Genomic DNA, 12179 nt, shown 5'->3' with positions numbered 1-12179 from the left:
TTAGGGACTTGCGCTTTGATAATGTACCTTTTGGGCGAACGCAGTTCGCCCCTACATTGTGGACAAAATCCGTTACTGTAGGGGCGCAAAGCTTGCGCCCTCCGATCGATTGGGATATTATTCCCACGCAAGTCCCTTACTGTTTAATGTTCACTGATCACTGATTAGGGTAGCCAAGGATATTGACTAAAATCGGGGGGACGTTTTTCGAGGAAAGCCTGTTTACCTTCGGCTCCTTCGGCGGTCATATAGTAGAGTAAAGTGGCATTACCCGCTAACTCCTGTAAACCCGCTTGACCATCACAATCAGCATTAAAAGCCGATTTTAGGCAGCGAATCGCCAAGGGACTTTTTTCGAGAATTTCTAAGGACCATTTAACCCCTTCCTGCTCTAATTCCTCTACCGGGACGACATGGTTAACCAAACCCATTTCTAAAGCTTGTTGGGCGTTATACTGCCGACAGAGAAACCAAATCTCGCGAGCTTTTTTCTGACCGACTACCCGGGCCAGATAACTAGAGCCAAAACCGCCGTCAAAACTGCCCACTTTCGGACCGGTCTGGCCAAAAACGGCGTTATCCGCTGCTAAGGTTAAATCACAAACCAAGTGCAAAACATGACCGCCCCCGACCGCATAACCTGCCACCAGCGCGATAACTACCTTGGGGATGGAGCGAATTAATTTCTGTAAATCCAGCACATTGAGCCGGGGTACGCCATCATCGCCAATATAACCCGCCTGACCGCGCACCGTCTGATCGCCGCCAGAACAAAAAGCATATTTGCCGTCGCTGTGGGGACCTGCACCCGTGAGCAATACTACCCCAATGCGGGCATCCTCGCGAGCATCACAGAAAGCGTCGTAAAGCTCAAAAACTGTCTTCGGACGGAAGGCATTACGCTTATGGGGGCGATTGATGGTAATTTTGGCGATTCCCCCCCATTTATGGTAAAGAATATCCTCGTAGGTTTTGACGGATTGCCATTCAACGGTCATAGTCTCGGTTATAGGCACAGCTTTTTTACCTTACCTCATTTTGTCCCCCACTTTGAAGCAGGGGTGGGTTTGGGGGTTGGGGTAGTGGGGAATTTAGCTGAAATTTCCCTAAATCCCTATCTACCTGAACTTCCCCCATACATATCTACTACAATAGCCGAAAACCCTTATCCATCAATGGATACACCCATTAACTTTTCTTAATGTACCCATGTAATTTGTAACATTTCTTAACAATAGACAAGAATTCTCTCCATTTGCTAGAATAGTAGTCATGTATATAGAAAAAGTTCCTAACCGTAATTCTCCTCCCGCTGTTCTTCGACCTGATTCTTACCGAGAAGGAGATTAAGTCAAAAAAAGAACCCTTGCCAACCTCTCAAAATTACCCGATGATATTATCGACAATCTGAAACTGGCTCTTAAAGGGGCAACACTGTCCATAACTGAAGGCATTCCCGCTCATTTTGAAGTGATTAGAAGTCTTCCTCCTGGTCATGTGATACTAAATCCGTTGAGTATAGGCTACATATCAGGAGAGGCACTCATGCAAGAGGCACTCATGCAAAACGGAGAATAAATAATCAGTTTTTAATAACCGGATTTAGGATGATGGCTATTTTAGAGACGATTAAAAAATTAGGTTTAGATAAAAGCAAGTCAGTGAAAAATCCTCTCGAATCAGAAACTTAGTAGTGGCGATGATTGTGGCAAGAATCATCAATCCTAAATCGAAATTAGCCACAGCGAGAGGATTTAATGGCGAGACTGGCAGCCAGAGTTTAGGGCAATTGTTAGACTTAGAAAAAGCCGATGAAGACGAATTATATAACGCCTTAGATTGGCTATTAGAAAAACAAGAGAAAATTGAGAAGCAACTAGCCACTAAACAATTAGAATCAGGAACATTAGTCTTGTATGATGTCACTGACACCTACCTAGAAGGAAATGGCTGTGAACTGCTCAAATATGGCTATAATCGAGATAAAAAGAAAGGGAAAACTCAGATAGTTTTTGGTTTGCTATCTTCAGCTAAGGGTTGTCCGATAGCGGTAGAAGTCTTTGAAGGAAATACCTCAGACAGTGCCACTTTAGCCAGACAAATTGAGAAAGTCAGAAAAGGTTGGGGGGTTGAGAATGTGGTCTGGGTAAGCGATAGAGGAATTTTAAACAAACCGAAAATCAAGGAATTAGTAAAACCGCTAGAAGGATTAGACTATATTACCGGTTTAACTAAGCCTCAAATCCAGAAACTGGCTGAAGTAGAAGTGATTCAATTAGGATTATTTGATCAGGTAAACTTAGTGGAATTTGAGAGTGAAGATTATCCAGACGAAAGATTAATTGCTTGTCGTAATCCCTTAATTGCCCAGAAAAATCAACAACAAAGAGAGGCATTATTAGAAGCAACAGAGAAGGAACTATATTTGATTGTTCAGGCGACTCAAAGGGAGAAAAGAGCTTTAAAAGGTCAGGATAAGATAGCTTTGAGAGTGGGCAAGGTTATTAATCAGTTTAAAGTCAATAAATACCAGAAACGTTGAATCTCGTAACAAAACTTTACATTTAAGAACATAACAACCCCAAAACGCCATTTTTCAAGTGGTCGAGGGAATCAACAATAAACTTAAACTAATAAAACGAAGATGCTAAGGGACTTGCGCTTTGATAATGTACCTTTTGGGCGAACGCAGTTCGCCCCTACATTGTGGACAAAATCCGTTACTGTAGGGGCGCAAAGCTTGCGCCCTCCGATCGATTGGGATATTATTCCCACGCAAGTCCCTAAGTAGTTGGACAAAAGTAAAGTTAACTGTGGGGTAAGGAGTCAGGAGACAGGAGACAGGAGACAGGAGACAGCTTTTGTGTATTCTCCCCACTTGCCACTTGCCACTTTCAAGTCAGGAGTAAGTAAGAATTGCGGCAATTTACATTTCTTAAGATAGACAACAGAATTTATGTCCGACTACTTATGGTTTTAGAAACTTTCGGAATTTTTTAGTTAGAAGTATGTTGTCCTGGCATTTTATTTGTTAATTTAGCATAAAGAGTAACGAAGAGCCGACAAATATTACAGCCTTTCTCATAAAGCTCGAGTATAACCTAATTTGCTGTTGACGACCGACAACCGACTCTCCAAAACGAAAAATTTGTACCTCACCATTAAGATAACTGCTATAATACTGCATAAAATCTCGAAGTGGAACGATAGAGAGTTTAGTTGACCTCCACGGGGAGTAGCTAGATGAAAAAACGAGAGACTTTGCTGGAGAAGTTTTGTTGCTTTTTAGTTTTGCAGCAAAATAGGACAGAATGGAATTGCGATCGGCGTTTGCGTCGTAACATGGAAAGCTATGGCCAAATCGATCCTAATGTCGATTCAGAGGAGTATTGGGCCCTATTCTTTCAGCAACAGTATCAGAATCACGGTTCCCAAAATCATCTTTTTCGTGGGCATTTATACGCTTATTTGCAGGAACCTTGCTACTGGGCTGCTGCCGAAATCTATCAAAAATATCAAGCTAAACTAGATTATCAGATCGAAGACTACTTTAACGAAGGAATTCTTGGTTTTGAGGCTATCTTAGCTGACTTTAAGCCTTTATTCTCCACTCGCTTCGATAATTTTGCCAATCAGAGGATTAAATATCGCTTAATCGATCGCATCCGTCTGATTAGTCAAGCATTCGGCCATAATACTTGGAGCCTACTACTTAATTCTACCGGAGCGCGTCTCAGCCAAGCTCTCCGGGCGAGGGGATTAGTGGGGGAAACTCTCGAAAATTACCTTTTAGCTTGGGATTACTATAAAGAAATTTATGCCCAGGCAAAAATTAAAACCGATGGTAAAATTCAGGAACCTAGTCCAGAAATCTGGCAAAAAATCGCCGCTGCTTATAACTCGGATAGCCACTCTACCATCAAAATCAATTCTGCGACAATTACCCGATGGTTAAAGGATGCGGGACAAGCTATTTTTGATTATTTATTTCCCCAAGGAAAAACAATTTCTCTACAGCAACCTTTAGGGGGTGAGGAAAGTAGCACGAGGGAGGAAATGATCGAAGATACTCTCCATGATACCCCTTGGCAGCAATTGGAAGCGGCGGAAAATTTTCGCGAGTCGCAACAAAACCACCAAAAAATTCTAGCTTGGTTACGCGCAGAAATTTCACAGATTTGTCAGCAGCCGCAACAGGCAAAACTGCATCCGCAAATTCAGTTAATTCTAGAGATGACTTATGGGTTGGGGTTGGGACAAGTGGCAATTGCCGCTAAGATTACAGAAATCACCACGGTAGTTATCAAACAATATCAGGTTTCTAGGGAACTGGATAAAGTTTATCGTCACCTCGCTAAAAAGTTTTTACCCTGGGCCAGCGAAAACCTGCATATTTCTTTCCAGTCCCACGATAGAGAAGTTATTAGTAAGGCAATAGAACCATGGCTAAAATACTACTATCAAACCAGCGCAACAACTCAGGAGGATTAATTATGGTTAATGATTGGTTAGAACTAACTCCTGATAGCATTTGGCTAGAAATACCCGCAGATATTCAAGAGATAAGTTGGGCAAAAAGTGCCAGTTTTACTGATGCCAGTATTCGTCAGAGATTTTATGTTAATTATCTCTGTCAACAAGTTATTTTTAACTATCTACAGTCGGGGATGCCTGGGGTTAGCTTAGTAGAAAATCAAGAAGATTTCTGGCAACTAGGAGTTAATGGTTTTACCGTTAAATTAGGCGAAAAGTCAGTAATATTTATTGCCAGCGAAACTCTGGATCTAGAAGCGATCGAAATTCCTCAAGAATGGGTAGATATTCCTCAATTAATTGGTGATTATTATCTAGCGGTACAGGTAAACACTGCCGAAAGTCATCTGAGAATTTGGGGTTCTACTACCCATAAAGATATTAAGGAAAAAGGACAATATATTAAGCGTAATCTTAACTACTCTCTACCGAGAAATCAACTGCAATCAGGATCAGATTCTTTGGATTTATGGGGAGAGTGTCAATTGCAACCAGTTAAGATTGAACTGGAAAAGATGGAGGAAAAACTATCTTTAGATAGATTGACAACCTTACTAGACATCTTAGCTAATCCTCAGTTAATCTTTCCCAGAAAAGCCGTTGCTTTTCAGGAATGGGCAGCAGTTATCGTCAATAGTAACTGGAGAAAAATTTTAATTACCCGTCGGCAAAAATCCCCCGTCAAGTTAACCAATTGGTTTACTGATAATTTCCCCATTGATTGGCAAAGTATCCTCGATTTTAGCTCACTGTCGCTGGTTCCAGCATTCAAAAATACAGAAATTAAACGCATCAAAGATTTAGGAGTAGAATTACTGGGAAATTCCCTCGCTTTGATGATTACTATCGCTAAAATTGAAGAAATATTTAGCCTGCAAGCGACTGTTTACCCCACGGGAGAAACAAGCACTTTACCCCCCCATTTAAAATTAAGTATTCTCACCGAAACTGGTCAGGTTTTTCGAGAAGTAATTGCCACAGATAACGATGAATTTATTCGTTATCGATTTGATGCTGAATTGGGGGATAAATTCTTCATTGAAGTGGCCTTAGAATCGGCAAGAGTCACCGAATATTTACAAGTATAAGCGAGGAAAAACTTAATGATTAAACTCTTAACTCTCGAACTAGATGGCACATTCGATCGGGGATTTAAAGTAAAATTAGAAATTCGTCCCGATCTTAATTCTCGTCCCCAAACTGTGATCAAAGCAAGGCTACCAGCTAATTTAGAGTTATTAACTTTTTACCGTCAATGGCAACGTCACTATAGTGAATTAGAGGGATTTTTTAAAGTCTTAAAAGATAGCAATCCCCAACAAATTACCAATAGTTCTCAGCAGAGTTTAGTTTTTAAAAACTGCCAAGAAAAAGCCAAATTATTTGAGGATAACTTAAACAAATGGTTGAATAATAGCCCAGAATTTGAACCGATCAAAACCGCAATTCTGCGCTCTGGCAATAACTTTCGTATCTGGTTACAAACCGATAATATTTGGCTGCAAAGATTCCCATGGGAAAAATGGGAAATCCTCCAAAATACTGGCGCAGATATAGCCATTATTGTCTCAGAATACGATACCTTAACCAGACAATTAAGAAATCATGAAAAAATTCGGATTTTAGCCATTTTAGGCTATGCCACCGACTTAAGATTTCTCGAAGAAGATCGCAAAACTTTAGACGATATTGCGGGAAAAGCAGGAGCAGAAATTATCTGGGAAAAAGCCCCTCACCCGCAAAAATTAAATCAGTTATTGCGTCAAGAAACTTGGAATATCCTCTTTTTTAGCGGTCATAGTGCCAGTACAGAAGATGGCCAAGATTGCGAAATTCAACTAACAGAAACTCATAAATTAAAGATAGCTGATTTTAGCTTTTCCCTGGGAGAAGCTACTAAAAACGGGTTAAAGTTAGCGATATTTAACTCCTGTGATGGTATTGGTTTGGCACAACAACTATCCCGGGAAAAAGGGATGGCATTACCCCATCTAATCTTTATGCGCGAGAAATTACCCGATCCTGTTTCTCCCAAATTTCTGCAATACTTTTTAACCGCTTTTACCAATAATAAATCTCTCTATAGTGCCGTACATGAAGCCCAAAAAAATCTCCACGATGACTGGGAAAAAGACTATCCCTGTGCCAGTTGGCTGCCCGTAGTTTGCCCCAATCCCACCGAAGAACCCCCCACTTGGCATAGTTTCAGTAACTCCCCTCAAAAACAACAAAATTGGCGACGATTTGCTCTAACTTTCGGTTTAGGTTTAGCCGTAACGATGACAGTCTTGGCAATAAGAGAAACAGGAATTTTAGAACCCTTAGAATTAAATATTTATGATCGTCTGATGCAACTAAAACCCAAAGATAAACCCGATGAAAGATTATTAATTATTACCATTGATCGCCAAGATTGGGCCTATCAAGATCGCATGGGTATGAAAAGACCAACAATACCCGGAAGCGATCGAAAACGTTCCCTCGCAGGAGAAGCATTATCGCAGCTTTTAAATAAATTACTGCCCTACGAACCGCAAATTATCGCCTTAGATATCCTCCGTCCCATCGCTGCCAGTCAAGATTATCCACCCCTAGCCAAACAATTACAAAATACTCCTAATTTTATCTCGATTTGTAAGTTCAATAATTACCCACAACCAGACGGATTTCCCCCACCCCCGGAACTGCCAAAAAATCAGAGTGGTTTTAGTAACATAGTCCCAGACGAAACCATTGCCGGAGTTCCCCGAATTCGTCGTTTTTTATATCAGGCAAAACTCGATCGCACCTCTCCCTGTCTTCCCCCGGATTCTTTGGCCAAAGTTGACTCAATGTCCTGTAATTTTAAAGATTATGCTCCTAGTTTTAGTCTCCTAATTGCCAAACGATATCTAGAATCCCAGAATCAAGATTTTGACTGCAATAAACTGGAGCGGGGAATTCTAGAAATTAATATCGGGGATACTCATCTCGGTGACTGGCTACAATCCAACCGCGGCCCCTACAGAACCAGTCAATCCGATACCCGATCCGGCCGTCAAGTTATGCTCGCTTACCGTCGAATCGCCGATAATGGCATCGATGCAATCATCAAAATTGCCCCGAAAAAATCTCTCCGACAGGTTTTAGATCCGCGTTTTAATTCCGAATCGGTCCGGGGAAAAATTGTCCTGATTGGAGTAACAGAACCCGGGATCGATGATTTTTTAACCCCCTTTAGTCGCAACCCATCGGAAGCAATTCCGGGGGTTTATTTGCACGCGCACGCAGTCAGTCAAATTCTCGATACAATGACAGGAAAACGTACCTCGATCGCTTTTTGGAATCCCCTACAGGAGGCTTTCTGGGTGCTGGGTTGGTCCCTGGTGGGGGGATTGTTAACGTGGCGTTTTCTTCGGGTAAAAACGGTACTTTTGACAGTGGCGATCGCTGTGATTTCCCTTACTGGTATCGGTTGGCTTCTCTTTAGTTATTTCGGTCTCTGGGTTCCGATTATCCCCCCAGCGATCGCACTTCTTACCACCTCCGGTATCTTCTTTTTTCTTCGTTCTTACTACTTAAAATAGCAAGGTAAGGCTTGCTGAAAAAGTACGGGCGAAGCATTCGGATAGAAAATCTCCGGTTTCACCGATAGGTTATTGCCCGAATGCTTCGCCCCTACAGGATCCGGGCCGATGAAGACGCAAGGTTTTGAAGCACGATTCTCTCAAAATCTTGCACCTGTTTCACGAGAAAAACGACAAAACTCTTACCTTGCCTACATTTCACATTTATTCAGCAAACCCTAGGTAACAGCCATGATCAAACCTTCGATCGCCCTCATCCTTCTTTTCTCCCTACTGCCTCAACCCGGGTTAACCCTTATCACCCCGGCTGCCGGAAATATTTCTAACGATCGCATTCTGACGGCACAGGGCGATCGGGAGCTTACCGAGGAGCAATTCCTACAACGAGTCACCGTTAAGATTACTAGCGAGACAAATCGGGGATCGGGGACGATTATCGCTAAAAAAGGCGATAATTACCTTATCCTAACCAACGCCCACGTTACCCGCAACACGAAAACCCTACAGGTACAAACTTACGACGGCCACAGCCGTGCGGCCCGCATTGTCCCCAATTCCCTATCGGAGAATCAAGATCTCGCTCTGCTGGAGTTTAGCGATACCAGGAATTATGCGATCGCCACCATCGCGGAGTTTACCATCAATCAAAACAGGATCGGTTTAGAAGTGGTGGCCGCGGGATATGTTGCCGAAACGGGACAGTATCGGACGACAAAGGGAACCCTCGAACAGGTGAGCGATCGACCCCTCCGGGATGGCTACAGCGTCGGTTATAGTGGCGAGATCGTGCAGGGAATGAGTGGCGGCGGCATTTTTGTTGATGGGGAGTTAATCGGCATTAACGGGCGATCGGCCCATCCGATTCTCTCTAACTACATCTACGAAGACGGTACAAACACAGACGCAGAAATCCAACAGATGAGAGCGGTTAACTGGGGCATTTCCATCAATACCCTATTAACCTACATCCGTCCCGAAATCCTCAGCGCCTATAACCTACCTCTACCGCAGGTGAACCCCGATATAGAAACCACCGCCCCTACTGACTATATCGCCGAATTAGAAACAAAAGCCAAGGGTTTCACCGTGCGGATCGATAGTAGCAGTAAAGCCAATGGAAGTGGCGTAATTATTGCTAAAAAAGGGAATATTTACACAGTTTTAACCGCCGCTCACGTCCTCTGCGAAAAAATCGCCGAGGAGAAAACCTGTGTCAATTTCACCTACACCGTCGTCACCAGCGACGGCAAAACTCGAAACATCGAGAAAAGCACCATCATCCGGCAGGAAGGGGTAGATTTAGCAGTCTTTCAGTTTGAAAGCCTGGACAATTATCCCGTTGCGGAAATAGCGAATTATAACCCAAATACCTATGATTTTGTTTTTGCCGCAGGCTTCCCCAAAATTGGCGACAATCCCTCGAAATGGTTGTTTAGTGGCGGTAGAATTAACGATAAAGAAGGGGGATTACTAGCAACCCGCCAAAGTCCTTTAAGCACTCAACAAGGGGGAACATTACAAAGTGTTGCTTCTTTAACCGGAGGGTATGAATTAGTTTATACCAGCATCACATTTGGGGGCATGAGTGGCGGTGCAGTCTTAGACTCCCAGGGGAGAGTAATAGGGATTCATGGAAGTTCGGAAACAGCAGGGGTAACGGAAATTCAGTTAGGGTTTAGTTTAGGGATTCCCATTAGCACTTTTATCGGATTGCAAGAAAGATTGAAGGTAAAACCGCAATTATTAACCACTGCTCAACCCCAAGTTAGTCCGCAACAACAACAAGAAATTATTCAAGCGATTGCTGGTATTATTGTTCCTAATACCAATGCGAAGGCGGATATTTGGATACAAAGGGGGGGACAATTATGGCGGTTAGGAAGGTTTGAGGAAGCAATTAAAGCCTTTGATGAAGCGATTAAGCAAAATGACCCCGATAATGTCTATTTAGCTTGGTATGGGAAGGGATTAGCGTTAGGTGCTTTAGATAAAGATCAACCAGCTATAGAAGCTTTGCAACAAGCGATTAATACCTTACCTAAAGGGGAAGATTTAAAGAACTTTCACAGTAGTATTTTACAACGGCAAAGTGCTGCTTATCGCTATTTAGAAAATTATGAGCAAGCCTTAACGGTGATTAATCAGGCGATTTCTCTGTTTCCCAATAACCCCAATTCCTATAATGAGAAATACGCAGTATTAAGTGAATTAAAACGCTATGATGAAGGATTAGCCGCAATTACTCAGGCAATTAATCTCGCTCCCCGTGCTGCTTGGTATAGCAATCGGGGGATTATTTACGATAACCAACAAAAATACGAATTAGCCCTCTCTGACTGGAACAAAGCTATTGAAATTAATCCTAATTTTGCTTTGGCTTACAACAATCGGGGGCTTCTTTACTATAACCAGCAGAAATACGATTTAGCCCTCTCTGACTACAGCAAAGCTATTGAAATTAATCCTAATGATGCTTATGCTTACGTCAGTCGGGGGAATCTTTACTCTGACTTGCGGAAATACGATTTAGCCCTCTCTGACTACAACCAAGCTATTAGAATTAATCCTAATGATGCTGATGCTTACGTCAGTCGGGGGAATCTTTACTCTGACTTGCGGAAATACGATTTAGCCCTCTCTGACTACGACAAAGCTATTAAAATTAATCCTAATTATGCTGAGGCTTACTACAATCGGGGGCTTCTTTACTATAACTTGCGGAAATACGATTTAGCACTCTCTGACTACAGCAAAGCCATTGACATTAATCCTAATGATGCTAGTGCTTACAACAATCGGGGGAATCTTTACCGAGACCTACAAAAATACGAATTAGCCCTCTCTGACTTCAGCAAAGCTATTGAAATTAATCCTAATTTGGCTCAAGCTTACGTCAATCGGGGGATTATTTACTATCATCAAAAAAAATATGAATTAGCTTTAGCTGACTACACCAATGCTATTGACATTAATCCTAATTTGGCTCAAGCTTACTTAGGTCGTGGTCTTTTATATGCCATATTAGGACAAACCGAAAAAGCAAAAATTGATCTACAACAAGCAGCTATATTATTCCGCCAACAGAATAATATGGCTGCTTATGAAAAGGTGATGCAACTTTTACAACAATTAGGGGGGTGAAATAGAAATCATCAATTATGGAAAGTCGAGAAATTATCAAAAAACTGAAGGATGAGGGATGGTATCAAGTAGGTACAACAGGAAGTCATCATCATTTTAAACATCCCCATAAAAAAGGGAAAGTGACTGTTCCTCACCCTAAAAAGGATATTCCCCTTAAAACCCTAATCAGTATCGAAAAACAAGCCGGTATTAAATTACGATAAAGGAGAAATCAATGATTACTTATTTAGCCACCGTTCATAAAGATAACCATAGTGATTATGGGGTACAATTTTATGACTTTCCGGGTTGTATTAGTGCAGGAGAAACCATCGAAGAAGCGAAAAAAATGGCAACTGAAGCCTTAAAAGGTCATATTTCCTTTATGTTGGCAGATGGGGACGAAATTCCCACCCCTAGCACCCTCGAAACCATTTTAACCGACGCGGATCATCAAGATGCGATCGCTTTTCTGCTCATTGAGGTATCAGAATCTATTTTAAACCATCAGGAATTGTGTGTAAAAAACTAGGTGCAGTCCCTAGCTTGGTTTGAGGGAATAAATATGTTCAAGAAAACCTCTCAATTCTCAGGGAAAGCGAAACCCAACAGCCAACACCTAAATCCGTCTGAATCTTTTTGTTGGGTTTCCTTGGGTGTATTGTTGGGTTTCCTTACGTCAACCCAACCTACTTTAGTTTCCTTGGGTGTATTGTTGGGTTTCCTTACGTCAACCCAACCTACGGTAGTTTCCTTGGGTGTATTGTTGGGTTTCGTGCCTCAACCCAACCTACAAAACTGTAGGTTGGGTTGAGCGAATAAATATGTTAAGGAAAACCTCTCAATTCTCAGGGAAAGCGAAACCCAACACCCAACACCTAAATCTGTCTGAATCTTTTTGTTGGGTTTCCTTGGGTGTATTGTTGGGTTTCCTTACGTCAACCCAACCTACGGTAG

Annotated in this window: 7 protein-coding genes and 2 pseudogenes; 8 read left to right on the top strand and 1 reads right to left on the bottom strand. The window is 42.1% G+C overall.

Annotated elements, in window-relative coordinates; translation table 11 throughout:
- Nucleotides 1–164: 164 nt before the first annotated feature.
- Nucleotides 165–998, bottom strand: a complete 834-nt coding sequence (gene menB, locus IM456_RS08150) for a 1,4-dihydroxy-2-naphthoyl-CoA synthase (protein ID WP_149985431.1) — start codon at nucleotides 996–998, stop codon at nucleotides 165–167.
- A gap of 274 nt (nucleotides 999–1272) precedes the next feature.
- On the opposite strand from menB, the pseudogene IM456_RS23515 reads away from it, so the two are divergent.
- The 8 genes and pseudogenes from IM456_RS23515 to IM456_RS08115 all read left to right on the top strand — a co-directional run.
- A pseudogene (locus tag IM456_RS23515) lies at nucleotides 1273–1500 on the top strand (IS1634 family transposase N-terminal domain-related protein); the annotation flags it as partial.
- 110 nt (nucleotides 1501–1610) lie between these two features.
- Nucleotides 1611–2530: pseudogene (locus tag IM456_RS08145) on the top strand (IS1634 family transposase); the annotation flags it as partial.
- Nucleotides 2531–3243: 713 nt separating this feature from the next.
- Nucleotides 3244–4491 carry an RNA polymerase subunit sigma-70 gene (locus IM456_RS08140; protein WP_287692075.1) on the top strand — a complete coding sequence of 416 codons (1248 nt, stop codon included), beginning with the start codon at nucleotides 3244–3246 and terminating at the stop codon, nucleotides 4489–4491.
- A gap of 2 nt (nucleotides 4492–4493) precedes the next feature.
- Complete coding sequence (locus IM456_RS08135) at nucleotides 4494–5621, top strand: DUF1822 family protein (protein WP_287692073.1); 1128 nt, start codon at nucleotides 4494–4496, stop codon at nucleotides 5619–5621.
- A 15-nt stretch (nucleotides 5622–5636) separates the two neighbouring features.
- Nucleotides 5637–8099, top strand: a complete 2463-nt coding sequence (locus tag IM456_RS08130; RefSeq protein WP_287692071.1) for a CHASE2 domain-containing protein — start codon at nucleotides 5637–5639, stop codon at nucleotides 8097–8099.
- Nucleotides 8100–8330: 231 nt separating this feature from the next.
- A complete protein-coding gene (locus tag IM456_RS08125) occupies nucleotides 8331–11240 on the top strand; it encodes a serine protease (RefSeq protein WP_287692069.1) in 2910 nt (969 codons plus the stop codon).
- Nucleotides 11241–11257: 17 nt separating this feature from the next.
- On the top strand, nucleotides 11258–11446 hold the full coding sequence (locus tag IM456_RS08120) for a type II toxin-antitoxin system HicA family toxin (protein ID WP_002768607.1): 189 nt from the start codon (nucleotides 11258–11260) through the stop codon (nucleotides 11444–11446).
- 11 nt (nucleotides 11447–11457) lie between these two features.
- Nucleotides 11458–11754, top strand: coding sequence for a type II toxin-antitoxin system HicB family antitoxin (locus tag IM456_RS08115; RefSeq protein ID WP_287692067.1), 297 nt, complete (start codon nucleotides 11458–11460; stop codon nucleotides 11752–11754).
- The last annotated feature ends 425 nt before the right edge of the window (nucleotides 11755–12179 follow it).

It is taken from the genome of Microcystis sp. M079S1, assembly GCF_020246425.1.
GTDB lineage: Bacteria > Cyanobacteriota > Cyanobacteriia > Cyanobacteriales > Microcystaceae > Microcystis > Microcystis aeruginosa.
Note: the sequence above shows the minus strand (reverse complement) of the source record. Positions and strands in the feature narration are given on the sequence as shown.